The 24,205-nt window shown below is 64.3% G+C and carries 20 protein-coding genes; 15 read left to right on the plus strand and 5 right to left on the minus strand.

Features of this window, described 5'->3' with window-relative positions:
- Window positions 1-103: 103 nt before the first annotated feature.
- Both IB265_RS03675 and IB265_RS03680 read left to right on the plus strand, forming a co-directional pair.
- Window positions 104-724 carry a hypothetical protein gene (locus IB265_RS03675; RefSeq protein WP_057250871.1) on the plus strand — a complete coding sequence of 207 codons (621 nt, stop codon included), beginning with the start codon at window positions 104-106 and terminating at the stop codon, window positions 722-724.
- Between the two features lie 14 nt (window positions 725-738).
- Window positions 739-1,218, plus strand: a complete 480-nt coding sequence (locus IB265_RS03680; protein WP_057250869.1) for a GNAT family N-acetyltransferase — start codon at window positions 739-741, stop codon at window positions 1,216-1,218.
- A gap of 51 nt (window positions 1,219-1,269) precedes the next feature.
- Here IB265_RS03680 and IB265_RS03685 read toward each other — a convergent pair whose 3' ends face one another.
- Window positions 1,270-1,719, minus strand: a complete 450-nt coding sequence (locus IB265_RS03685) for a nucleoside deaminase (protein ID WP_057250867.1) — start codon at window positions 1,717-1,719, stop codon at window positions 1,270-1,272.
- A gap of 73 nt (window positions 1,720-1,792) precedes the next feature.
- On the opposite strand from IB265_RS03685, the gene IB265_RS03690 reads away from it, so the two are divergent.
- The 3 genes from IB265_RS03690 to IB265_RS03700 all read left to right on the plus strand — a co-directional run bounded on the left by IB265_RS03690 (window position 1,793) and on the right by IB265_RS03700 (window position 5,562).
- A complete protein-coding gene (locus IB265_RS03690) occupies window positions 1,793-3,967 on the plus strand; it encodes a pseudouridine synthase (protein ID WP_058325441.1) in 2,175 nt (724 codons plus the stop codon).
- Window positions 3,968-3,973: 6 nt separating this feature from the next.
- Window positions 3,974-4,534, plus strand: a complete 561-nt coding sequence (gene rsmD, locus IB265_RS03695; protein WP_057250863.1) for a 16S rRNA (guanine(966)-N(2))-methyltransferase RsmD — start codon at window positions 3,974-3,976, stop codon at window positions 4,532-4,534.
- A gap of 146 nt (window positions 4,535-4,680) precedes the next feature.
- Window positions 4,681-5,562 (plus strand): patatin-like phospholipase family protein, encoded by an 882-nt coding sequence (locus tag IB265_RS03700; protein WP_057250862.1) that lies wholly within the window; start codon window positions 4,681-4,683, stop codon window positions 5,560-5,562.
- Between the two features lie 36 nt (window positions 5,563-5,598).
- Here IB265_RS03700 and IB265_RS03705 read toward each other — a convergent pair whose 3' ends face one another.
- Complete coding sequence (locus tag IB265_RS03705) at window positions 5,599-7,434, minus strand: monovalent cation:proton antiporter-2 (CPA2) family protein (RefSeq protein ID WP_057250861.1); 1,836 nt, start codon at window positions 7,432-7,434, stop codon at window positions 5,599-5,601.
- 146 nt (window positions 7,435-7,580) lie between these two features.
- Here IB265_RS03705 and IB265_RS03710 point away from each other — a divergent pair, with 146 nt between their 5' ends.
- The 6 genes from IB265_RS03710 to lpxK all read left to right on the plus strand — a co-directional run bounded on the left by IB265_RS03710 (window position 7,581) and on the right by lpxK (window position 13,608).
- Window positions 7,581-8,927, plus strand: coding sequence for a TldD/PmbA family protein (locus IB265_RS03710; RefSeq protein WP_057251099.1), 1,347 nt, complete (start codon window positions 7,581-7,583; stop codon window positions 8,925-8,927).
- Between the two features lie 82 nt (window positions 8,928-9,009).
- A complete protein-coding gene (locus tag IB265_RS03715) occupies window positions 9,010-9,825 on the plus strand; it encodes a 3'(2'),5'-bisphosphate nucleotidase CysQ (RefSeq protein WP_057250860.1) in 816 nt (271 codons plus the stop codon).
- Between the two features lie 59 nt (window positions 9,826-9,884).
- Window positions 9,885-10,121: a DUF4170 domain-containing protein gene (locus IB265_RS03720; RefSeq protein ID WP_057250859.1), complete on the plus strand. Its 237-nt coding sequence runs from the start codon at window positions 9,885-9,887 to the stop codon at window positions 10,119-10,121.
- Window positions 10,122-10,212: 91 nt separating this feature from the next.
- Window positions 10,213-11,526: a lipid IV(A) 3-deoxy-D-manno-octulosonic acid transferase gene (waaA, locus tag IB265_RS03725; RefSeq protein ID WP_057250858.1), complete on the plus strand. Its 1,314-nt coding sequence runs from the start codon at window positions 10,213-10,215 to the stop codon at window positions 11,524-11,526.
- A 25-nt stretch (window positions 11,527-11,551) separates the two neighbouring features.
- Window positions 11,552-12,256, plus strand: coding sequence for an HAD family hydrolase (locus tag IB265_RS03730; RefSeq protein ID WP_057250856.1), 705 nt, complete (start codon window positions 11,552-11,554; stop codon window positions 12,254-12,256).
- A 311-nt stretch (window positions 12,257-12,567) separates the two neighbouring features.
- Complete coding sequence (gene lpxK, locus IB265_RS03735) at window positions 12,568-13,608, plus strand: tetraacyldisaccharide 4'-kinase (protein ID WP_057250854.1); 1,041 nt, start codon at window positions 12,568-12,570, stop codon at window positions 13,606-13,608.
- A 34-nt stretch (window positions 13,609-13,642) separates the two neighbouring features.
- Here the strand turns inward: lpxK and IB265_RS03740 are convergent, their stop codons facing one another.
- Window positions 13,643-13,876 (minus strand): DUF2093 domain-containing protein, encoded by a 234-nt coding sequence (locus tag IB265_RS03740; protein WP_057250852.1) that lies wholly within the window; start codon window positions 13,874-13,876, stop codon window positions 13,643-13,645.
- Window positions 13,877-13,965: 89 nt separating this feature from the next.
- Window positions 13,966-15,777: a DNA mismatch repair endonuclease MutL gene (gene mutL, locus IB265_RS03745; RefSeq protein WP_192494630.1), complete on the minus strand. Its 1,812-nt coding sequence runs from the start codon at window positions 15,775-15,777 to the stop codon at window positions 13,966-13,968.
- Window positions 15,778-16,155: 378 nt separating this feature from the next.
- Between mutL and IB265_RS03750 the strand changes: the two genes are divergently transcribed.
- Both IB265_RS03750 and IB265_RS03755 read left to right on the plus strand, forming a co-directional pair.
- Window positions 16,156-17,880: a response regulator gene (locus IB265_RS03750; protein ID WP_057250849.1), complete on the plus strand. Its 1,725-nt coding sequence runs from the start codon at window positions 16,156-16,158 to the stop codon at window positions 17,878-17,880.
- A gap of 310 nt (window positions 17,881-18,190) precedes the next feature.
- Window positions 18,191-19,498: a bifunctional diguanylate cyclase/phosphodiesterase gene (locus IB265_RS03755; RefSeq protein ID WP_057251098.1), complete on the plus strand. Its 1,308-nt coding sequence runs from the start codon at window positions 18,191-18,193 to the stop codon at window positions 19,496-19,498.
- Window positions 19,499-19,503: 5 nt separating this feature from the next.
- Here the strand turns inward: IB265_RS03755 and IB265_RS03760 are convergent, their stop codons facing one another.
- Complete coding sequence (locus tag IB265_RS03760) at window positions 19,504-20,442, minus strand: LysR substrate-binding domain-containing protein (RefSeq protein WP_057250847.1); 939 nt, start codon at window positions 20,440-20,442, stop codon at window positions 19,504-19,506.
- Between the two features lie 92 nt (window positions 20,443-20,534).
- Here IB265_RS03760 and IB265_RS03765 point away from each other — a divergent pair, with 92 nt between their 5' ends.
- Together IB265_RS03765 and IB265_RS03770 are read left to right on the plus strand one after the other, a co-directional pair.
- A complete protein-coding gene (locus tag IB265_RS03765; RefSeq protein ID WP_057250845.1) occupies window positions 20,535-22,085 on the plus strand; it encodes a trimethylamine methyltransferase family protein in 1,551 nt (516 codons plus the stop codon).
- Between the two features lie 39 nt (window positions 22,086-22,124).
- The gene (locus IB265_RS03770; RefSeq protein ID WP_192494631.1) at window positions 22,125-24,173 is read left to right on the plus strand and encodes an NADH:flavin oxidoreductase; all 2,049 of its coding nucleotides are present in this window, start codon (window positions 22,125-22,127) and stop codon (window positions 24,171-24,173) included.
- Window positions 24,174-24,205: the final 32 nt, after the last annotated feature.

Genomic DNA, 24,205 nt, shown 5'->3' on the forward strand with positions numbered 1-24,205 from the left:
CTCGTTGCGTTCATCCGGTAAAACCTGCCCGAAATTTGGCGGATTTCTCCGCCATGGGCGCTTGAGTGGCCGCGCTGACCGGTGGCCGGCTGGAAGGAATCTCATGGAAATGACGCGAGAGTTGCGAGTGTTTGCCAGCGTGGCCGCCATTTTGACGAGCGGCCTGGTGCTTTCGGGCTGCATCGGCGGCCCGACCTATGGCACGGACAAGACCGCCGGCGAACAGCTCATGGACGACCTCGGCAGCGTCGCCAGCTTCGGCCCGCCGAAGCGTGATCCGGTCAAGTATCAGCCGCGCCCCGGCCTCGTTCTGCCGCCGTCGGCGCAGCAGACTGCTCTCGTCGAGCCGCAGAAGTCGCTTGCCAGCCGTGAGGCTAACCCGGAATGGGTCGAGTCTCCGGAAGAGGTTCGCAACCGTCTGCGCGAAGAGGCCGACGCGAACAAGAACAACCCGAACTACGTTTCCCCGCTTGCCAAGGCTAGCGCCAACGGCCGCCGGCTCTCGGCCAAGGAGCAGCAGGAAGCTTATCGCGCAGGCCGTAAGATCGAGATGGGCGCCTATTCCGACAAGCGACGCTTCCTCAGCGATCCGCCGCTTGATTACCGCCGCCTGCCGGAGGGTACCGAGACCGAACTCGGCGAGCCGGAGAAGGACAAGGAGCGCCGCCGCAAGAAGGAGGCGCAGATCAAGAATTCCGGCTCCAAGTGGTATTGGCCTTTCTAAGCAGCGCATAAGCCATGACGATCAGCATTCGCGACGCTCGCCCGGAAGACGCGCAGACCATTCTGCGCTTCATCACCGAACTTGCCATCTACGAGAAGGAGCCCGACGCAGTCGAGGCGACGGTCGAGATGTTGCAGGCCTCGCTCTTTGGTCCGGGTTCCATTACCCGCGCCGTGATCTGCGAGAAGGACGGCAAGCCCGCAGGCTTCGCCATGTGGTTCTACAACTATTCGACCTGGCAGGCACGCAAGGGTCTCTACCTTGAGGACCTTTACGTTACGCCGGATTGCCGTGGCTCCGGCGCTGGCAAGATGCTGCTGAAGCATCTGGCGAAAATTGCCGTCAAGGAAGGCTGCGGCCGCTTCGAATGGAGCGTGCTCGACTGGAACGAGCCGGCGATACGGGTCTACGAGGCGGTCGGTGCCGAGCCGATGTCCGAATGGACGCGCTACCGTCTCTCCGGCGCGGCCCTCGAAAGCTTCGCGGCCGACTGAGGCGACCTCAGAAAATCTGAAACGGGCTCGCGTTCAGAGTCGGGATTGGTTTCACCGCTTGCCGGCGAAGAAATTCCTGAGAAGGTCGGCAGCCTCGCGCTCGGCGAGGCCCGAATAAACGTCCGGCACGTGATGGCAGGTGGGAGAACCGAAGAAGCGCACGCCGCTGTCGACCGCGCCGCCCTTCGGATCGTCCGCGCCGTAGTAGAGGCGGCGGATGCGGGCGAACGAAATCGCCGCGGCGCACATGGTGCAGGGTTCGAGGGTGACGTAGAGATCGGCGCCCGTCAGCCTTTCGTCCTTGAGGACGGCAGCAGCCTCGCGGATGGCGACAATCTCCGCATGTGCAGTCACGTCGTTGAGTTCACGGGTGCGATTGCCGGCGCGGGAGACGATCTGGCCATCGAAAACGACCACGGCGCCGATCGGCACTTCGCCGCGTTCTGCCGCCTTCCTGGCCTCCTCAAGGGCCACATCCATGAAGTGTGTCGTCTCAGCCATCGCTCAAACAATAATTTCTCTTAACCCACGGGCCGCGACCTGATAGGACAGCCGCAAAAGGCAGGCAACACAAATGACATCCAAAGACAAGCCCACACGGCCTGGCGGCAAGTCCGCCGGCCGGGACAAGAAACCGCATTTCGCCGACAAGAAGGCTGGAGCACCGAAAAAGGTTGCAGGCCCGAAGACATTTGGCGCCAAGACCTCCGGACCGAAGGCTGACGGCCCCAAGTCCTTCGGACCAAAGACCGGCGCTTCGCGTCCGGCCAGGGAGCGCCCGAACGCGGCTGCTCCGGGTGTCGACGAACCGCAGCGCATCTCCAAGATCCTGGCGCGCGCCGGCGTCGCCTCGCGCCGCGACGTCGAGCGCATGATCATGGAAGGCCGCATCAAGCTCAACGGCGTCATTCTCGATACGCCGGTCGTCAACGCGACGCTTGCCGATGCGATCGAGGTCGATGGTCAGCCGATCCGCGGCATCGAGCGCACGCGCCTCTGGCTCTACCACAAGCCGGCCGGCCTAGTGACCACCAATGCCGATCCGGAAGGCCGCCCAACCGTATTCGAAAACCTGCCCGACGAACTGCCGCGCGTTCTGTCGATCGGCCGCCTCGACATCAACACCGAGGGCCTGCTGCTTTTGACCAACGATGGTGGTCTTGCCCGTGTGCTCGAACTACCGTCGACCGGCTGGCTGCGCCGCTACCGCGTTCGCGCCCACGGCGAGATCGATCAGGAAGCGCTCGACCGGCTGAAGGACGGCATCGCCGTCGACGGCGTGCTCTATGGCGCGATCGAGGCGACGCTGGACCGGGTGCAGGGCTCGAACGTCTGGATCACCATGGGGCTGCGCGAAGGCAAGAACCGCGAGATCAAGAACGTGCTCGGCGCGCTCGGTCTCGACGTCAACCGCCTCATCCGCATTTCCTATGGACCCTTCCAGCTCGGCGAACTGCCGGAGGGACATGTCCAGGAAATCCGTGGCCGGACGCTCCGCGATCAGCTCGGGCCGCGCCTGATCGAGGATGCCAAGGCAAACTTCGACGCACCGCTTTACAACGATCAGGCAGCGACCGTAGCCGGCGACGCGCCGGAGGATGATACCGCCGATACGCGCCGGCCTGAACGTGCCAACCGCTGGGAAAAGCCGGAGGACAAGCGCGAGCGTGCTCTGGCCCGGCTCGACACGCGTCGCGACGATCGCCGTGACGGCGGCCGCAAGGACGGTCCTCGTGGCAAGGGCGGCTCCCGCGACGACCGTGACGCCAAGTTTGAGGACCGGCCGAAGCGCGCGCCGGCGCAGCGCGCCCGCACCGCCAATGTCTGGATGGCGCCGGGCGCCCGTCCGCTGGCCGAAAAGAAGCCGAAATCCGCTGAAGGCGACGCCACGGAGAAGCCCGCCCGTCGCGAGCGTCCGGAAGGCGCGCCGAAGACCAAGCGCTACGGTCGCAGCAAGGATGGCTTTGCGACGAAGACATCCGGCAAGTTCGACCCGGACCGCAAGGGCGGCTCGCACAGGGACTTCGATCGTCCCGCTGCGGCCGCGCCGGTCAAGCGTCGCGACGAAGAGGGTGAATGGATCAGCGCCAGCGAGCCTGCCCGTCGCGGCAAGGACGAGGGCCGGGATGGCGGCTTCGGTCGGCGCAAGGCGGGCGACGCGGGAGACCGCAGGTCGCGCGATCACGGTGACCGTCCTGCGCGCCGTGAAGGCGGCGACCGTCCTGCTCGTTCTGAAGGCGGGCCGCGCAGCTTCTCCGACAAGCCGCGGTTCCCGCGCGCCGATGGCGACCGGCCTGCCCGCCGCGAAGGTGGCGACCGCCCGCGTGGTGATCGACCTGCCCGCTCCGAGGGTGGTCCACGCAGCTATTCCGACAAGCCGAGGACCCCGCGTGCCGAGGGCGATCGTCCGCCACGCCGCGAAGGTGGAGACCGACCGTTCGGTGATCGGCCTGCCCGCGCCGACGGCGGCCCGCGCAGCTATTCCGACAAGCCAAGAGCCCCACGCGCCGAGGGCGATCGTCCGCCGCGCCGTGAAGGCGGGGACCGTCCGTTCGGCGATAAACCCCGCGGCAAGTCCTTCGGGGGCAAGCCGTCCGGTGGAAAGTCCTTTGGCGAACGCACTGGCGGTCCGCGCGGTGGCAAGCCCGGCGGCGGCAAACCCGGCGGTGGGCGCCCCGGCGGCGCTGGACGCTCCGGTGGTGGCGGACGCCCGGCCGGCGGCGGCAAGCCGCGCGGCAGAGGAAACTAAGCGGCGGTGCGTATCGTCGGTGGAGAGTTTCGGGGGCGCAGCCTTGCGACCCCCAAGTCCAACGATATCCGTCCGACCACGGACCGGACGCGCGAAAGCCTGTTCAACATCCTGAGCCATTCCTATCCGGAGGCGCTCGACGGCACCCGTGTGCTCGACCTTTTTGCGGGCACCGGCGCCGTTGGCTTCGAGGCTCTCTCACGCGGGTGCCGGCAGGCACTCTTCGTCGAGCAGGGCGTCGAGGGCAGGGGACTTCTGCAGACGAACATCGAAACGCTCGGCCTCCAGGGCCGAGCCAAGGTCTTCCGCCGTGACGCCACCAGCCTCGGCGGCGTCGGCACGATGGAGCCGTTTCATCTGGTTTTCGCCGATCCGCCCTACGCGAAGGGTCTCGGCGAGAAGGCGCTGGAATCTGCCGCCGCCGGCAATTGGCTCGTCCCCGATGCACTGGTGATCCTCGAAGAGCGGGCGGACGTTCAGCCCGCGCCGACGGCCGTGTTCGAGCGGCTCGATGTCAGAGCCTTCGGCGATACACGCATGCATTTCTACCGCTTCCGCGGTGCCTGACCGTCATATTTTCGATTTCTTTGCGAAGATAGGCTGACGCCGACCATACACGTTTCCTTATCCCGCGCCTTACGGCGACCTTCTGCATAATTTGTCCTTAAAATGATTCCGCTTTAGGGAATCATGCAGAAGCGGAGGACATGCCGATGAAGCAGGATCTTTCGATGACGAAGGCGCCGACGCAGGTGACGAGCCAACCGACGGTGGCCCTGGCGCTTGGCGGCGGCGGCGCGCGCGGGCTTGCGCATATTCACGTCATCGAGGCCCTGGACGAGCTCGGCATTCGCCCGGTGGCGATCGCCGGCTCTTCGATAGGCGCAATCATGGGTGCCGGCATGGCGGCCGGCATGCGCGGCGAAGAGATCAGGGGCCACACGCTCTCGACCATCGGCCATCGCCGCGAGGTCCTCAATCGGCTCTGGCAATTGCGGCCGTCGAGCCTTTCCGAAGCCATGGCGAACGGTTTTCGTTTCGGGCAATTCAATGTCGAGCGCGTTCTCAGGGCTTTTCTGCCCGAGGCCATTCCGCCGAAGTTCTCGGATCTAGGCATTCCGCTCAAGGTGGTCGCTACCGACTATTACGGCCAGACAGAACATATCTGCGAAAAGGGTGACCTGTGGCAGGCGCTGGCTGCCTCCGCTGCCCTGCCGGCGATCTTCATCCCGGTGAAGATCGGCGGGCGCGTGATGATCGACGGCGGCATCTACAACCCTATCCCCTTCGATCATCTGCGCGGCCTGGCGGACATCGTCATCGCCGTCGACGTCGTCGGTGGTCCTGACGGCGACGGCAAGACGATCCCGAGCCGCATCGACAGCCTGTTCGGTGCGAGCCAGTTGATGATGCAGTCGATCATCGCGATGAAGCTCAAGGAAGGGGCACCGGATATCCTGCTGCGCCCCGATGTCGGCCGCTACCGGGTGATGGATTTTCTGCGGGCCCAGGACGTGCTGAACGGAACCGTCGCCATCAAGGACCAGCTGAAACGGGCGCTCGACGAGCGGATGCGGGCGCCGACGCTCAAGTGAACGCCGACGACTGAGGGGCGGTTCGCCTGAGCGAGACTACGCGCTCTCGCGCTCGTCGGCAGGAAGCCCCGGCAGGATCCGTTCGCCCGTCTCCTGGGAGTGATCGACCTCGCGCTTCGGCTTGACCAGCGGCTCCGGCCTGACGGGACGCGAATGCAGCATGTCGCGACCGGCGGTGATGCCTTCGGCCTCCTGCAGCACGAGCCGGGCCTCGTCGCGCTTGCGGATGTCGTCCATGATGGCGATTGCCTCGTCGTCGCCGACCCCCAAAGCCTCCAGTGTCTTGCGGCCGAAGAGCAGGCCGGACTCGAAAGTCTCGCGCAATTCGTAGTCGACGCCTTTGGCGCGCAGTTCCAGCGTATGCAGGCGGTCGTAGGAGCGGGCGTAGATGCGTGCATTTGGATATTCGGACTGCACGAGGTCGATGATGTGGTCGGTCGTTTCCTTCTTTTGGGTACAGACGGCGACGATCTTGGCCCGCTCGATGCCGGCCGCGCGCAGCACGTCGAGACGATTGCCGTCGCCGAAATAGATACGGAAACCGAAGGTCGCGGCCTGGCGCACGCGTGCGGCCGAATGGTCGATGATCGTCACGTCGCGGCCGCCGGCGAGCAGGATCTGCGCCGCGATCTGGCCGAAGCGGGAAAAGCCGATCATCAGCACGTCGGCATTGGCGCCGTCGAAATCTTCTTCGATCTCCTCGTCCATCTCGTCCTGTTCGTGCATCAGCTTTGCGGCCAGCATGGAGGCAAGCGGCGTCAGCGCCATCGACAGCGTCACGATCGCAACCAGCAACGAGGCGTCGCCATCCGAGAAGACGCCAGCGGTTGCCGCCGCGGTGAACAGCACGAAGCCGAATTCGCCGCCCTGCGGCAGGAGCAGGCTGATGCGCACCGCGTCGTTGTGGTGTGATCCGGTGAGCCGGCAGAGCCAGTAGAGCACCAGGCTCTTCAACGCCATCAAGAGCGGCACGGCGATGATGATCAGCTGGTAGCGCTCGACGATGACGCCAAGCTCCAGCGACAGACCGACGGCCATGAAGAACAGAGCCTGCAGGATACCGCGGAACGGTTCGATATCCGCTTCGAGTTCATGGCGATAGGAGGATTCCGCCAAGAGCACACCCGCGAGGAAGGCACCCATCGCCATGGAGAGTCCGGCAAGCTGCATCATGGTCGCCGCGCCCATGACGACGAGCAGGGCGGCGGCGATCATGACGTCGCGGGCGCCCGTGCGGCCGATGATCTGGAACAGGGGGTTAACGAGGTAGCGGCCGGCAGCGAAGAGCACGACGATCGCTGTGGTGGCGATCGCAAAATCCTCGAGCGGCGGTGTCGTATCCTCAGGCGCTTGCGCCGCCATAAGCGGGATCAGCGCCAGCAGCGGCACGATCGCGAGATCCTGCAGCAGGAGAATGGAGAAGGATCGCTGCCCGTAGCGGGTGTTGCGGTCGTTGCCCTCGTCGAGGATCTGCATGGCAAAGGCGGTCGACGACAGCGCCAGGCCGAAGCCGGCGATGATGCTGCCGCCCTGGCCGAGGAGCCCGAGGGCATAGATCATGGAAGAGAGCACGATGCCGGTCAGCACGACCTGAGCCGTGCCGAGGCCGAAGATATCGCGCCGCATCTGCCAGAGACGTGACGGTTTCAATTCGAGGCCGATGATGAACAGCAGGAACACGACGCCGAGCTCCGAGACATGCAGGATCTGCTCGCCATCGGTGATGCTTTGGGCGACCGGACCGATGAGCACGCCGGCGCAGAGATAGCCGAGGATAGTGCCGAGGCCGAGCCGCTTGAAGATTGGTGCGGCGACCACTGCGCCGCCGAGCAGCATCAGCGCCTGAGAATAGATGATCGGTGTCGTTGCCATGCCTGCGGCTTTCACTATTGGGCACCCGGCCCCGATGAGGGAGCTTTCGAGAGCGGTCATTTGCGGTGTATGGGCGGGAATCAGGCCGATGCCCTTGATGCCTGCGTCACTGCACAATAAATGGGGCAGGAATGAAAGGCTACATCATGTCAGACACGATCGATTCTGCCGACCTCGAAAAACGCGCCTCCGAACTCGTGGACCTCGCCCGAAAGGCCGGCGCCGATGCGGCGGATGCGGTGGTGGTGCGCGGGCGCTCCCGTTCCGTCTCCGTGCGCCTCGGCAAGGTCGAAGCGACGGAAGCCTCCGAAAGCGACGATTTCTCGCTCCGGGTATTCGTCGGGCGACGCGTCGCCAGCGTCTCGGCCAATCCGGGCTTCGATCTGAAGCTGCTCGCCGAACGCGCCGTCGCCATGGCCAAGGCTTCGCCGGAAGATCCCTTTGCCTCGCTCGCCGATGCGGACCGGCTCGCAAGCTCCTACCCCGACCTCGACCTCTTCGACCCCACCGCCGTTTCCACGGATTCGTTGACGGAAGCGGCATTGGCTGCCGAAGAGGCAGCACTTGCGGTCTCAGGCGTCACCAATTCCAGCGGCGCCGGCGCTTCGGCCGGCATGGGCGGTCTGGTTCTCGTCACGTCGCACGGCTTCTCCGGCTCCTACATGGCGACCCGCTTCGGTTGCTCCGTCAGCGCGATTGCCGGCGAAGGCACGAAGATGGAGCGCGACTATGATTTCGACAGCCGCCTCTATGTCGGCGACCTCCGGCCGGCCGAGGAGATCGGCCGACTTGCCGGCGAGCGCGCGGTGGCACGCCTCAATCCGCGCCAGGTGCCGACGGCCAAGAACGTCACCGTCGTTTTCGATCCGCGCATGGCGCGCGGCTTCGTCGGCCATCTGGCGGGCGCGATCAACGGTGCGGCCGTCGCCCGCAAGACGAGCTTCCTGCGTGACCGGATGGGCAAGCAGGTGATGAAGGCGGGTCTTTCGGTGACCGACAACCCGCTGATCGTGCGCGGCTCCTCTTCGCGTCCCTTCGACGGCGAGGGCGTCAGCGGTTCGAAGCTGGCGATGGTCGAGGATGGCGTGCTGAAGCATTGGTTCCTGTCGACCTCCGCCGCTGCCGAACTCGGCCTGGAGACCAACGGTCGCGGCGTGCGCGGCGGCCCGACGGTCAACCCGGCCTCGACCAATCTGGCGCTCGAGCCGGGTTCGATCTCGCGTGAGGATCTGATCCGCGGTGTCGGCAACGGCTTCTACGTGACCGAACTGATCGGCCAGGGCGTCAACATGGTGACCGGCGAATACAGCCGCGGCGCCTCCGGCTTCTGGATCGAAAACGGCGAACTCACCTTTGCCGTCTCCGAGGTGACGATCGCCTCCAATCTCAAGGACATGTTCATGGCATTGACGCCGGCAGACGACATCGATCGCAAGTTCGGCGTTGCCGCACCGACGCTTGCCATCGAGGGCATGACGCTCGCTGGTCTCTAAACAGGCCGAAGACAAACCGGCGCGGGGACCCGCGCCGATCCGGCTCTCGTGCTATAGGAGAGGCGGGCTGACGGGGTTTTGAATGTTCGACACAGCACCATCGGGCGCGGACTGGAAGCCGGATCTCGAGTTGATCCGCGCCGCGGCGGTCGTCGCCGGCGAAACGGCGCTCGGTTATTTTCGCAAATCGCCCGATGTCCGCTGGAAGAACGAGGGCCGCTCGCCGGTCAGCGAAGCGGATCTGGCGGCAAACGATGTGCTGAAGACGCGGCTGCTCGCAGCGAGACCCGGCTATGGCTGGCTGTCGGAAGAGACAGACGATGATTCCAGCCGCCTGACCCGCGAAACGGTCTTCGTCGTCGATCCGATCGACGGCACGCGTGCCTTCATCGCCGGCAAGGAGCTCTGGTGCGTCAGCGTTGCGGTCGTCCACCGGGGGAAGCCCGTCGCCGGCGTCCTCTATGCCCCGGCGCTTGACGAACTCTTCGAGGCGGTTGCCGGCGGTAGCGCGCTGAAGAACGGCACGGCGATCTCGGTGCGAGAGGCGAAGGCCGGGGAAACGCTGCATCTGGCGGCCGCCGAAGATACGGTCGGCAAGCTTCCGGCCGTCTATCGCAACACCGTCACACGCGTGCCGCATGTTCCGTCGCTTGCCTATCGGCTGGCCATGGTTGCCGACGGGCGGATCGACGGTACGCTGGTGAAGAAGAATTCCCATGATTGGGATCTGGCTGCGGCCGATCTCATTCTCGCCCGGGCCGGTGGCGCGCTCGTCGATCTCGACGAGCAGCCCTTGTCCTACAATCGCTCCAGCGTCGTTCACGGCGTTCTCTGCGCAGCGGCAAAGCCGCTCTTGCCAGGCCTGATCGCCGCATCGCGGTCGATGGAGCCCCATTGACCTTTGGGGCCGAATGCCTCAAATCAACGCCCATACCCAAAAAGAAAAATGGAATTCCGATGGCTCACGAATCCGAGAAGAAACAACGTCTGCACCTCGTCTTTGGCGGTGAACTCACCACGCTGACGGACGTCCACTTCCGCGATCTGGACAAGCTCGATATCGTCGGCATCTACCCGGACTACGATAGCGCTCTCGTTGCCTGGAAATCCAAGGCGCAGATGACCGTCGACAACGCTCACATGCGCTATTTCATCGTTCACATGCATCGTCTGCTCGACCCGGAAAACGGCTGATGCCGATGAGGTCGGGATGCGCGGCGCAAACCCGCATGCCAGTCGCCCCTAAGTTTCTCGCCGCTGAGACGGCTGGGGAAGGTGTCTCGTCATGAGCAGCTTTCGCGCGCGCCTGGCGCTCTCCAGCTATCGCTGGATCGGCTCGGCCATCTATCCCCTGGTTTGGTCCTACCTCGCCATTCGCGCGGCGAAGGGCAAGGAGGATCCGGCTCGGCGTCGCGAGCGCTACGGCCATGCGAGCGCACCGCGGCCGCAAGGCCCGCTCGTCTGGTTTCATGCCGCCAGCGTCGGCGAGACCAATGCGGTCATCCCGCTGATCAAGGAAATCCGCAGGCGCGGCATCAATGTCGTGCTGACGACGGGAACGACGACCTCGGCACGCGTCGTCGCCCAGCGCCTCGGTGCGGGTGTCATCCACCAATATGTTCCGCTCGATTTCAAGCCGGCGGTCAGCCGGTTTCTGAACTATTGGGAGCCGGATCTCGCAATCATCGCCGAGTCCGAAATCTGGCCGATGACCATCCTGGAGCTCGGCCGGCGCCATATTCCGCAGGTTCTGGTGAACGGCCGTCTGTCCGATCGCACCTTCGCCCGGTGGAAGCGGCGGCCGGCGCTCGCCGACGCGCTGTTCGAAAACCTGGCGCTGGTCATCGCCCAGTCCGATGTCGATGCGGAGCGCTTCCGCACCCTCGGCGCACTGCCGGTCATGGTCTCCGGCAACCTGAAGGTCGACACAGATGCGCCGCCGCATGATCCGCTGGCGCTGAAGGAGTATCAGCAGCAGATCGGCACGCGGAAGACCTGGGCGGCGATCTCGACCTTCGACGGCGAGGAAAACGCGGCCGGCGTCGTGCACCGCGCGCTGAAGGAACGGACTGGCCTCCTGACGATCATCGTGCCGCGCCATCCCGAGCGCGGCGATGCGATCGAGGCGGCGCTGACGGCCAAGGGCCTGAAGGTCGCGCGGCGCACGCGGCGTGATCCGCTGACGCCGGATGTCGATGTCTTCCTCGGCGACACCATCGGTGAAATGGGCCTCTATCTGCGCCTGACCGAAGTCGCCTTTGTCGGCCGCTCGCTCTTTGCCGAAGGCGGCCAGAACCCGCTGGAGCCGGCGATGCTCGGCTGCGCTATCCTGTCCGGCGGCAATGTGCAAAATTTTCGCGAGACTTATCAGACGCTTGCAAAGAACGGCAGCGCCAAGATCGTGCGCGACGTCGAGATGCTGGCGAAGGGCGTCAACTATCTGCTCGCCAACGACGACATGCGTCGCTCGATGATCGATGCCGGCCTCGAAACCGTGCAAGAGATGCGCGGCGCTCTGTCGGCGACGATGAAGGGGCTCGAGCCCTATATCAATCCGCTCATCGTCAAGGCGCGTCTCAATCCCCCGACCGAAAGCTGACACAAACAGGAGACGATCCCTCATCATGACCGCACCCAAGGCCATAGCCGGCATCCTGTTCGACAAGGACGGAACCCTGCTCGACTACGCAAAGAGCTGGGTGCCGGTGAACTATGAGCTGGCACGGCTTGCGGCCAAGGGTGATGAGGCATTGGCCCGCGTATTGCTGAAAGCGGGCGGCATGGACGCCGACACCGGCCATGTACTGCCTGACAGCCTGCTTGCGGCGGGCAACACGGTTGAGATCGCGACCGGTTTCGTGGGGGCGGGCGCGCCCTTTACCGTGGCGGATCTCACCACCCTGTTCGACAGCCTGTTCGCGCGCTCGGCGGAATATGCCGTCCCGGTCACCGATCTTGGCACATTCTTCGCCGGTCTGCATGCCAAGGGCTATCGGCTTGGGGTCGCCTCCAGCGACAACGAAAAATCGATCCGCGAGACCGCCAAACGCTTCGGTTTCGATGGTTACCTGCATTATGTAGCGGGTTATGACAGCGGCTACGGCGTCAAGCCGGAGCCTGGCATGGTGCTCGGCTTTTGTGCCGCAACAGGCTTGGAGCCGCATCAGGTCGTCGTCGTCGGCGACAACAATCACGACATGCACATGGGCCGCAGTGCCGGCGTCGGCATGACGGTCGCGGTGCTGACCGGGACCGGTTCGCGCCAGTCGCTCGCGGCGGCTTCGGACCATTGCCTTGCCGACATCACCGAACTTGAGGCTGTCCTCTAGAGCGCCGTGTGTTCAGATGAACGCACTAAGGACGCTCTAGCACTTTGTTTCTAGAGCATCTTTCCGCTTTCACGTGATTCCGCTTGAAAGCGGGACGCTCTAGTCGCAAATCCGGGAAAAGCGTGAAGCACTTGTCTGTCGGCAGGCCATTCTGCCGCGCGGCCGCCGGCCCAGGTCGCTGCAATCGTATCCATAGCTTGCGTTTTTTCACATTCTGACGTTTTTTGGGCGATCCGCCGGCTTCCGGCGGCAAGAACGACATATGTCCTCCCGGAGCGGATGGACGACACCGGCTGGGGCACGGAACGAAGATGGTATCGGAAGCGCCACCATTCTGGTGGACAAAGGCGGATTGGCGTGCGCGCGCGTTGTGGCCGTTTTCATGGGTATATGGCCGGATTGCCGGCCTGCGCATGGACCGAGCCCATCGAGCCTCGGTTCCGGTTCCGGTCATCTGCATCGGCAACTTCACCGTCGGCGGCGCCGGCAAGACGCCGACCGCGATCGCGCTTGCCCGCGTCATCCGTCAGAAAGGGTTGAAACCCGGGTTCCTGAGCCGCGGCTATGGCGGCTCGCTCGACGTGACGACCGTCGTCGATCCGGAGCATCACCGTGCGCGCGATGTCGGCGACGAGCCCCTGCTTCTGGCGCGTGAGGCGTTGACCGTCGTCTGCCGCCGCCGTGTCGATGGCGCCCGCCGGCTGGCGAAGGAAGGTGTCGATATCATCATCATGGACGACGGCTTCCAGAGCGCGCGTCTGGCCTTCGACTTTGCGCTTTTGGTCATCGACTCGCGCCGCGGCATCGGCAACGGCTATCTGGTGCCGGCAGGCCCCGTGCGGGCGCCGCTGCCCAATCAACTTCGGCACGCCACGGCATTGCTGAAGATCGGCGGCGGCACGGAGGCCGATGCCCTGATCCGCCGCGCAGCCCGCGCCGGAAAGCAGATCTACGAGGCCGATGTGGTGAGGCTCGACGACGGGTCGCTGAAAGGCGTCAAGGTCCTTGCCTGGGCCGGTATCGCCGATCCGGAGAAATTCTACCGCACGGTGCGCGAGACCGGTGCTGTCGTCGAGGAAACCCGCAGCTTTCCGGATCATCACCATTTCTCCGACGACGAGATCGCCGACCTGCTCGATCGAGCGGCGGCCTTGGGCTGCACGCTTGTCACGACCGCCAAGGACATGGTTCGGCTCGAGCCCGGCCATGGCCGCGCCGCCGAGCTGGCCGCGGCCAGCCGCGTGATCGAAATCGACGTGCGCTTCGACGACCCTATGGCGCCCAAGAAGATTATCGAGACGGCACTTGCTGCCGCGCGCGCGCGAAAGCTGCGCGAAGGCGCGAGCAAGTAATCACTTATCGGTGTGGGAGAAGCCGGGCTGAGCCTTAGCGGCGCTGGTTCGGCAGCGCGCCGGCGCGCTTTTCCGCCTCGAGCGAGGCTTCCGCATCGACATAGGCTTCCTGCCGGGCGACGCTCCAGTAGCGCAGCTCGTCGACGGGAATGGTCTTGCCGGTCATCGCGCAGATCACATGCGAGCCGGCGAGAATGATCTGAAAGTCGCCGTCGAGATAACGGATTTTCGCCTCGCGCGACGCGCTTCCTTCAAACCGGTTCATCATGTTCGTTGCCTATTGCGTCTCTGTGGTCTGTTCTCTGGTCTAGCTCGCCATCCGGCAAAATGCCAGCCGCATTTCGCCGCCGCGCGCGATCAGCTTCGGCCGAACAGCCGTTCAATATCGGAAAGCTTGAGCTCGATATAGGTCGGCCGCCCGTGGTTGCATTGGCCGGAGCCGGGCGTCGCCTCCATCTGCCGCAGCAAAGCGTTCATTTCCTCGGTGCGCATGCGTCGGCCGGAGCGCACCGATCCATGGCAGGCCATCGTCGCGGCAAGATATTCGAGCCGGCTTGTGAGGCCGTTGGCGGTGTCCCATTCGGCAAGTTCGTCGGCAAGCTGGCGCACCAGGCCGACGGCATCCATTTCGCCGAGCATGGCAGGCGTCTCGCGCACGGCGATCGCCCCCGGGCCGAAGCGTTCGATGGCAAGGCCAAGGCGGGCGAACTCCGCCGCATGCGCCATCAGTCGGTCGCAATCGTCTTCGGCCAGATCGACGATTTCCGGGATCAGCAAAGCCTGCGCCGCGACGGGCCGTGAATGCAGCGCCGTGCGCATCGCCTCGAACACCAGCCGCTCATGGGCGGCATGCTGGTCGACGATGACGAGGCCGTCATTCGTCTGGGCGACGATGTAGTTCTCATGGAGCTGCGCCCTGACCGCGCCGAGCGGGAAGGATGGCGGTGCCGGCGTTTCCTGTTGCGCGACCGCTGCCTCACGCTCGGACGGGGCGCCAGTCCGTGCCGATGGTGCCGCAAAGGCAGCGAAGCTCGCCTGCGGCTGTTCGGAGAAGCGGCCGTTCACCGTCTCGAATTGCATGGGTCGTGATGGCGAAGTTTCCGGCGTCCACGGCGCCTGCGGCCGATAGGACTCCGCTCGGAAGGCCCGCATCAGACCACTGGCGCCGGTGGTTGCCGCCCGGTCGCCTTCGCGCGTCAGCGCCTCGCGGATGGCACCGATGATCAGCCCGCGGATGAGGCCCGGGTCGCGGAAGCGCACATCGGATTTCGCCGGATGCACGTTGACGTCGACGAGCGCCGGGTCGAGCGCGATCGACAGCACCGCGACCGGATAGCGGCCGCTCGGGATCGTTTCGGAATAGGCGGCCCGGATCGCCGACAGCAACAGCTTGTCCTGCACCGGGCGGCCATTGACGAAGACATATTGCTGCAGCGAGTTGCCGCGATTGTAGGTCGGCACGCCGGCAAAGCCGGTGAGCCCGACATCTTCGCGTGTCGCATCGATTTCGATCGCGTTGTCGCGGAAATCCTTGCCGAGCACCTGGGCCATGCGCGCCAGACGATCGTCGCCGGTCGCCGGGAATTCCAGCGTCGAGCGGTCGCTGCCTGAGAGCACGAAGCGGACCGCCGGGAAGGCGATCGCCATGCGGCGTACGATCTCGGAGATCGCCGCCGCTTCCGCCTTCTCGGACTTCATGAATTTCAGCCGCGCCGGCGTCGCGAAGAAGAGGTCGCGGACCTCGACAACCGTGCCGGTATTGGCGGGCGACGGGCGAACCGGATCGGTCTTGCCGCCGGTGACGGCGATGACCGCGCCTTCAGTGGCGCCGACCGTGCGTGTGGTGATCGAGAGGCGAGCGACCGAGCCGATCGAAGGCAGCGCCTCGCCCCGAAAGCCGAGCGTGCGAATGTCGAACAGGCTGTCGTCGAGCTTCGACGTACAGTGCCGGCGCACCGCCAGTTCGAGATCGTTCGGCGTCATGCCTGAGCCATTGTCGGTCACGCGCAGGAGCGTCTTGCCGCCGCCTGCGGTCGCGATTTCGATGCGCGTGGCGCCGGCGTCGAGGGCGTTCTCAATCAGTTCCTTGGCGGCGCTGGCGGGGCGTTCGATGACTTCGCCGGCGGCGATCTGGTTGATGAGGGTTTCTGAAAGTTGCTTGATGGCCATGTCCCATTTTCCCGGATTCGCTTGGGAAACGAAAGGGGAAATGGCGCCTCGTCCGCGGCCTTAAATGAACGCGGTCTTCGTTGCGGAAAAATGAGCGGGCGGTTTAATCGCCCCTTAACACTCTGCTGCGATTTTCCACCACAACCTGAATGATCACGGGTTTTGTCTTTTGAGCATTGCGGCGTAGCTGGACGCCGTACTCCCGCCGCTCGAAGAGACGCCTGCCAAGGCCTTCCCAGCATGTCCCGAAATGAACCGCCGCCGCAGCGCCGCGCGTCCTACTGGGCGCGCTGAGGTCGCTGTAGCACTGTGAATGGCCGCATGTTTCCTCAGATCGGGGACGATTGAAGCATGCGGTAGGCGAGTGAGGACAGCGCAATGAGCGATGGGGCGTCGAACGGCGCGGACATCAACCGGATCATTCTGGAGTCGAGCTGCGACGCACTCGGCATCGCTGTGCTTGTCTGCAGTCGAGACGACACCATTCTCTTTGCCAGCCGCACGATGCTGCAGTTCTTCCCTGTGCCGTCGGAAATCCTGATGCCGGGCACGCGTCTGCGAGATTTTCTCGGCGCCGTTTATGACACCGGCGTTCGCCCGGGCACCGTTCCGGAAAGCAGCCGCCGCCGCACCAATCGCGAGGACTGGATTGCCGAGCATATGGCGCTGCACTGGCGCGAACGTTACGAAAGCGTCGAGCGCGCCGGCCGTACCCGCTGGGTTTCGATGCGCAAGCGTCGGCTATCGAGCGGCATCGGCATCCTGTCGATCAGTGACGTTTCCGATCAGAAGAAGCGCGACGAGCAGCTTCAGACGGACCTGGAGCGCGTCGAGCTGACCGAACAGATCCTCGATGCCCAGCCCAATCCGATCTGCGTCAAGGATCGCAACCTCAACTATATCGCCGTCAACAAGGCCTTCTGCCTGATCCATGATCTGCAGCAGGATGCCATTCTCGGCCGTTCCGCCTGGGATCTGGTCGAAAGCGAGCTTGCCGAACGTTTCGAGCAGTCCGACCGCATGGTGCTCGAGACCGGCAAGCCATACTCGCAGGCCGAGCACATCGTGCGCGCCGATGGCAGCGATCTCTGGGTGCTCACGCGCAAGTACCGCGTCGGCATGCCCGGCCGTCATTTCGTCGTGACCTGCATGAACGACGTCACCGATATCGCCCTCTTGCATCAGAGTAGCGATGAACCTCCGGCCGAAGTTGGCCTGCAGATCCGCGATTACAGCATCTTCGCGGCGGCGCAGAATTTCTACGACCCGTTCCGGGCGCTGAATGTCCAGCAACTCGTGGAAGCGGGATCGATGATCGAGACCTTGCCGGCCCGCGGTCTTCGTGTCCTGGTTGCCACGACCGACCGGGCGATGGAAGACCGGCTCGTCGGGCGTCTGCGTGGCTCTGGGCTCGACGCCTGCGCTGTTCGCGATGCGGGTGAGCTTCGTGCCTTCGGACATGCGGTCGAGGACGCCGGCATCAAGCTCGATGTCCTGCTTCTCGACCTGGCGTTTTCCGAGAGACAGCAGATCGTTTCGGCCTGGCGTCATTGCCCGGTCCTGCCGCTTTCCGCGCAGCAGGACGGCGCTGCGGTGCTGGCCGAAGTGTTCCGCGTCTGCTCCGAGCGGACTACGGCGTCTCCGACGCTGCAGCCCGATTGGTCGTTGTCGTTTGAAGGCGAGGGGATTGCTGCACCTCCGCCGACGCCACAGGTCGACGTGCTCGTTGCCGAAGACAATCAGATCAACCAGTTCGTGTTCACGCAAATCCTGGAGGGGCTCGGCGTCTCGCATCGGATCGCCGCCAACGGCCGCGAGGCCGTCGAGCTCTGGCATGAACTGCAACCGGCTCTGGTGCTGATGGACGTCTCGATGCCGATCATGAACGGCTTCGATGCCACGGTCGCCATCCGGTCGGCAGAAAATACCAGAGGGCAGAAAACGCCGATCATCGCGGTCACCGCGCAGGCGCTGGATATCGACCTGCAGCAGTGCAAGGCATCGGGCATGGACGACCATATCATGAAGCCCGTGAGCCCCGACATGATCGAGGCGGTGCTTAGAAAATTCATGCCGGCAAAGGCGATGCGAACGGCAGGTTGAATGAAAGACGTGTCAACTCGCTAGAATTGGGGAGGCTAATGGCAGATCTAGGAGCAGAGCGATATCGGATTGTTAACCGCCGATTGCGATCGTCTGCACCGAATTGCCGTTAAAGTGTAGAGCCCGCCCGAATGCATTGCGCCCATCCCGTTGCCCATGTCCGGACCGTGTCGGAACGACATTGCCGGTTCGCGCCGTGGCGTTCGGTTTCGCCGGCAGCGGAGCGTCGTCGCCCGCATACTGCTGACCGAGCTGCGGAGACGCGGCAATGACGGCGGTTGAGACCCCCTATCATCGCATCGGCCTCGAGATGCCCGCCGTGACGGGCAACGTCGATCTATTGACGGGGCTCGGTAATTCCCGCTGCCTGCGCCAGACCGTGCTGGATCTCGCCAGGGAGCGTGCAAGCGATCCCGCGCCCTTCACCATCGGCCTTGCCAATATCGATGGTTTCAAGCCGATCAATGACCTGTTCGGGCCGGCGGCTGGTGACGAGATCCTCTGCCAGGTGGCCTACCGGCTGAAAGCCTGCGCGCCCGAGGGGGCGACGATCACCCGTTCGGAAAGTGACGAGTTCGCCTTCGTCCTGCCGCTCGTCTTCGAGCGCAAGGGGGCGGAGAAGGTCGGGCAGATGTTGAAGGAGGTGCTGTCGGCGCCCTTCGATCTCGGCGACCGCCATGTGCGTCTGTCCGCGTCCTTCGGATTTGCGGTCTACCCCTTTGCCGGAGAAGTGTTCGAGGATCTGCTGAAGAGCGCAGATACAGCACTCTATCGTTCGAAGCGGCGCGGCCGTGGCCAGATCACCGTCTATTCGCAGGAAATCGCTCAGGAAATGAAGCGCGCAACGCAGCTCGAGCAGGCGCTGCGCAATGCCATCATCGCCAATGAGGTCGACGTGCATTTCCAGCCGATCGTCGATCTGCGCAATGATGCAGTCGTCGGTTTCGAAGCCCTGGCGCGCTGGTGCGACGCCGATCTCGGCTATGTTTCCCCGGCTGTTTTCGTGCCGCTGGCCGAGGAGCGCGGGTTTATCGAATCTCTCGCTGAAGTGCTGTTGCGCAAGGCGGCGCATGCGGCGCTCTCCTGGCCGAAGGAGCTTTTCCTCTCCTTCAATCTCTCCTCGGCGCAGCTCATGGATCCGGCGACCAGCCACCGGTTGCTGTCGATCATCCATCAGATCGGCCTCGATCCCAGGCGATTGGAACTGGAGATCACCGAGACGGCTGTCATGGCCGATGCCGACATCGCCCAGAAGATCGTTGCGGAACTGCGTGCCGCCGGCGTGCGCGTCTCGCTCGACGACTTCGGCACCGGGCAGTCGAGCCTGGGTCGCCTTCGCGATTTTTCTTTCGACAAGGTCAAGATCGATCGCGCCTTCGTCTCGCGCATTTCCGCCGACCGTGCTTCGGAACACATCATCAAGGCGATCGTCTCGATGTGCGAGGGCCTCGAACTGGAAGTCGTCGCTGAAGGCATCGAGGACTTTTCCGAAGCCTTGAAGCTGAAGGCGCTCGGTTGCGGCCTCGGGCAGGGCTACTTCTATGGAAAACCGGCCGATGCCGTGGCGACGATGCGGTACCTTTCCGATCGTTATAGCGGTGTTTCGGTCCAGGCCTGATCGGTCTATTCACCGGTTCCCGAGAGCGCCACGCGATCCCGCCGCCCCTCTTCCAACAACCAGTCGCGGACCCGTTTTGCCTGGGCGTTGAGTTCGCGTGACCGCGGCCAGACGACATAAAAGGCGAGACCGGTCTTGAGCACGTGTCCGGCGACCGGCATCAGGGCGCCGGAGCGGATCTGCGGGTTGATCAGGTGTTCCCAGCCGAGCGCCACGCCTTCGCCCGCGAGCACCGCCTGCATGACCAGAACATAATCGTTGATCGTCAGGCGGCGTGCCTGCTTGGGATAGGTGAGGCCGGCGCTCGCAAACCATTCGGTCCAGTCGCAGGCCCGTCGCACCGGTTCCTCGAGATGAATGAGGTTGTGCCGCTGCAGGTCGGCTGCGGTCCCCGGCAGCCCGTGCTCCTCGATATAGGCCGGCGTTGCGACGGCGTTGACGACCTCCTCGGCGAGCTGGGCGGCATGATAGCGCGGCCAGTGGCCGGGGTCGCCGCCGCGGATGCCGAGCGGGATCGGTTCCTCCTCAAGATCGAGATCGCGCACGCTCGTCTGGATGCGGAGGTCGATCTCCGGCAGATCCTCCCGCATGCGGTTGAGGCGCGGCAGCATCCACATCGAGGCAAAGGCGGTCGACGCCGCAAGCGTCACGTTGGTTTCGCGGCCCTTGGCGCGGATGTCCTCGGCCGACTTCTGAATGCGCGACAGACCGACCGACACGTCGGCGTGAAATTTCTCCCCCGCCTCGGTTAGTTCCACCGCCCGATGCACACGGTGAAACAGCGGCACGCCCAACTGGTCTTCGAGGCCGCGGATGGCATAGGAGACGGCAGCCTGCGTCATGCCGAGCTCGCTGGCGGCTCGGGTGAAGTTCTGGTGACGGCCGGCGGCCTCGAAAACGATGAGGCTGGCGGCGGAGGGAAGCAGGCGGCGCAGGTTTTCCATAAATAATGCTTATCGCATGGCTCGAATTTTTCCAGCGTTACAATGGAATTTTTCACCAATAGCATCATTTCAGGTGATGGGAGGATGTGAGAATGGACACAGTACTGGCAGCAGGCGAGGCGGCACCGAGACGGACGCGAGGCTCAAGACCGCAACGGCGCGAAGGCGCGGGCCGGAGCCTCGGCGTTCCCTACATCGTCCGCAACATCCCGACCTACGATATCCTCGGCGAGGAGAGCCTGCTGCGTATCGAGGCGGTCGCCGATCGTATCCTTGCCGAGGTTGGCATCGAGTTCCGCGACGACCCTGAGGCGCTCGACCATTGGAAGCGGGCCGGCGCCAGGATTGATGGCGTGCGCGTAACCTTCGAGCCCGGTATGCTCAAGCAAATCGTCGCGTCGGCACCACGGCAGTTCACCCAACACGCCCGCAATCCGGCCCGCAATGTCGAGATCGGCGGCAACAACGTCGTCTTCTCCCCGGCCTATGGGTCGCCCTTCGTCATGGATCTCGACAAGGGCCGGCGCTACGGCACGATCGAGGACTTTCGCAACCTGGTCAAGCTGGCGCAGTCGAGCCCCTGGCTGCACCATTCCGGCGGCACGATCTGCGAGCCGGTCGATGTGCCGGTCAACAAGCGCCATCTCGACATGGTCTACAGCCACATCAAGTATTCCGATCGCGCCTTCATGGGCTCGATCACCGCCGAAGAGCGGGCGGAAGATTCCATCGAGATGACGCGCATTCTTTTCGGCCGCGATTTCGTCGACCGCAACTGCGTCATCCTCGGCAATGTCAACGTCAACTCGCCGCTGGTCTGGGACGGGACGATGACGAAGTCGTTGCGCGCCTATGCGCGCGCAAACCAGGCGGCGGTCATCGTGCCCTTTATTCTGGGCGGCGCCATGGGACCTGTCACCAATGCCGGCGCCATCGCCCAGTCCTATGCCGAAACGCTCGCCGGCTGCGCGCTGACCCAGCTCGAACGCAAGGGCGCACCGGTGATTTTCGGTAATTTCCTGTCGTCGATGTCGCTGCGTTCGGGTTCGCCGACCTTCGGCACGCCGGAGCCGGCGATCGGCAGCATGGTCGTCGGTCAGCTTGCGCGCCGGCTCGGCCTGCCGCTGCGCTGCGCCGGCAACTTCTCCAATTCGAAGCTGCCCGATGCCCAGGCGATGCAGGAAGGCGCGATGTCGATGCTGTCGGCGGTGCACTGCGGCGCCAATTTCATCCTGCACTCGGCCGGTTTCGTCGATGGGCTGCTCGCCATGTCCTACGAGAAGTTCGTCATGGACACGGATTTCTGCGGCGCCCTGCATTCCTATCTCGCCGGCGTCGTCGTCGACGATAACACGTTGGCGATGGACGCTTTCCTGCAGGTCGGTCCCGGCAGCCACTTCCTCGGCTGCGACCACACCATGCGCAACTACCAGACGGCCTTCTGGGACTCCGCTGTCTCCGACAATGAGCCTTTCGAAAAATGGGTCGAGGAGGGCGAGACCGATATGGCAACACGCGCCAACCGCGCCTGGAAGAAGACGCTTGCCGAATACGAAGCGCCGCCGCTGGATGTGGCACTCGACGAGGCGCTGATCGATTATGTCACGCGCCGCAAGGAGAGCATGGCGGATGCCTGGTACTGACGAAACCGGCATGCTCGATCGCCTTTCAAGGAACAGGAAATGACATCGTCGAAAGACCCGCTGCTCCAGCCCTATCGCCTCAAGCATCTGACGCTCAAGAACCGGATCATGTCGACGGCGCACGAGCCGGCCTATTCCGAAGACGGCATGCCGAAGGATCGCTACCGGCTTTATCACCTGGAAAAGGCCAAGGGCGGCATGGCGCTGACGATGACCGCGGGCTCGGCGATCGTGTCTGAGGATTCGCCGCCGGCCTTCGGCAATCTCTACGCCTATTCGGACGAGATCGTGCCGTGGCTGAAGAAGATCGCCGACGACTGTCATGAGCATGATTGCGCGGTGATGATCCAGCTTACCCATCTCGGGCGCCGCACCGGCTGGAACAAGGGTGACTGGCTGCCAGTTCTCTCCGCATCGCCGGTGCGTGAAGCCGCGCACCGCTCCTTTCCCAAGGAGATCGAGGACTGGGATATCGAGCGTATCGTCGGCGACTATGCGGCGGCCGCCGCGCGCATGCAGGCCGCCGGCCTCGACGGCATCGAGCTCGAGGCCTACGGCCACCTGATGGATGGCTTCTGGTCACCGGCGACGAACCATCGTGACGACGATTTCGGCGGCTCGCTCGACAACCGGCTGCGGTTCACCAACATGGTGCTCGACGCAATCCGCGCCTCCGTCGGCGCGGATTTCATCGTCGGCATCCGCATGGTCGCAGACGAGGATTGGGACAAGGGGCTCTCAAAGGAGGAGGGCATCGAAATCGCCCGGCGGCTGGCGGGTTCCGGCAGGGTCGACTTCCTCAACATCATTCGAGGCCATATCGATCATGACGCGCCGTTGACCAAGGTCATTCCGATCCAGGGCATGGCCGCATCGTCGCATCTCGATTTCGCCGGCGAGGTGAGGGCGGCGACGAAGTTTCCGGTCTTTCATGCCGCGCGCATCGCCGATGTCGCGACCGCCCGCCACGCGATTGCCGAAGGCAAGCTCGACATGGTCGGCATGACCCGCGCCCATATCGCCGACCCGCATATCGTCCGGAAGATCGAAGAGGGCAGGGAGGCGGAAATCCGTCCCTGCGTTGGCGCGACCTACTGTCTCGACCGTATCTATGAAGGCGGCGGGGCGCTTTGTATCCACAATGCGGCCACCGGGCGCGAGGCGATCGTGCCGCACGTCATCCGGAAGAGCGAAGGGCCGAAACGCAAGGCGGTCGTCGTCGGCGCCGGTCCGGCTGGGCTCGAAGCTGCCCGGGTGCTTGCCGAGCGCGGCCACCAGGTCGAGGTGCTGGAGGCGACGGGAGCAGCCGGCGGCCAGATATTGCTGGCGCAGCGCAATCCGCGGCGCCGCGAACTGATCGGCATCATCGACTGGCGGCTGGCCGAGCTGGAGCGGTTGGGCGTTCCAATCCACTACAACGTCTTTGCCGGGGTGGACGACATAGAGGAACGTGCCCCTGATCTCGTCGTGGTGGCGACCGGCGGTATTGCGCAAAATCCTGCGCTCGATGCGGGCGACAACCTCGTCGTGTCGAGCTGGGATATCATAGCCGGAGCTGTGAAGCCGGAAGGCCCGGTGCTGCTCTATGACGACAACGGTGCCCATAGCGGCATGACGGCTGCCGAACTGATCGCGCGTGCCGGCGTCGAGCTCGAGATCGTTTCGCCCGAGCGCATGTTCGCGCCGGAGATCGGTGGCATGAACCATGTGCCCTATGCGGCCGCCTTCGCCGAGCACAATGTCCGGGTCACGATCAACACGCGGCTGAAATCCGTCCGCCGCGATGCCAATGGGCTGATTGCGACGCTGGGGTCGGACTTTTCGGGGAAGGCCGTCGTCGAACGGCGCGTGGCCCAGGTCGTGGTCGAACACGGTACGTTGCCGATGGATGAGCTCTATCGTGAACTGAAGCCGCTGTCGCGCAATCTGGGCGCTGTCGATTACAAGGCCCTGCTTCGCGGCGAGAACCCGATCCCGCAGCGAAACCCCGCGGCCGGCTTCGACATGTTCCGGATCGGCGACGCCGTGTCCAGTCGCAACATCCATGCGGGCATCTATGACGCCCTTCGTTATGGAGTGCTCGTCTGAGCAAAGCCCGTTTGAACAAGGATAGAGCGGCG

The sequence above is a fragment of the Ensifer sp. ENS10 genome (genome assembly GCF_014852025.1).
Taxonomy (GTDB): domain Bacteria; phylum Pseudomonadota; class Alphaproteobacteria; order Rhizobiales; family Rhizobiaceae; genus Ensifer.